General features: G+C 40.1%; 1 pseudogene. It reads right to left on the minus strand.

What is annotated here, in order from left to right:
- Window positions 1-94 precede the first annotated feature (94 nt).
- Window positions 95-676: pseudogene (locus R8O10_RS25395) on the minus strand (restriction endonuclease); the annotation flags it as partial.

The following is a 676-nucleotide window of genomic DNA, read 5'->3' on the forward strand; positions in this document are numbered from 1 at the left end:
TTGTACAAAACTAAGGCGATTGAATAATAGAAAAGCCCCAGCACAGATATCAAAACATCATGTGTTGGAGCTTCATTTGCATTTCTATGTAAGTCTATTCGTAAAGTGCTGGCGTACTTTGTAACTGTTCACTAAATTTGAAAATATCGTCAATCGAGTCGATTGGATGGCGGGTTTCTGTTTTAGCTTCATCAAAGAGGCCAATGTACTTTTGTTTGGTATTGAACCAAAGGCGACATAATGGCTTCCGATTGTTGTCATCAAGCAGGATACCAAAATAACTTTGCGTATCACGGGCGCACACTCGCTGTACATCAACTTGTTGTCGCAATATCGCCTTAACTACATTAAAACCCTCGATCTCTTCATCTGTCGTTTGAACTTTGGGCTTATCTTGAGCAGGTTCGACGGATTCTTCAAAGGTGTTAACGCTATCGTCTACCTTGATCGGTGCTTTATCATCTCCACCAATTGCAGATTTCAATCGAGCATTAATGCTGTCGTTCAAGAATTGTTTTAGAGCCTTCGTTGTAATATCCATGAACTGTGCTTTGACTTTTGCGGTTTGGACGCCATCGTACACTTTTGAAGTAAAGAATTTTACAAACTCCTCTTCAGGGTTCTGAAACTGTTCATGAAGTGCTTTTTTAATTTGATTGAGGTACTTGAGCTCGCC

Origin of the sequence: Vibrio sp. 1727, assembly GCF_033344415.1 — a bacterium.
Taxonomy (GTDB): Bacteria; Pseudomonadota; Gammaproteobacteria; order Enterobacterales; family Vibrionaceae; genus Vibrio; species Vibrio alginolyticus.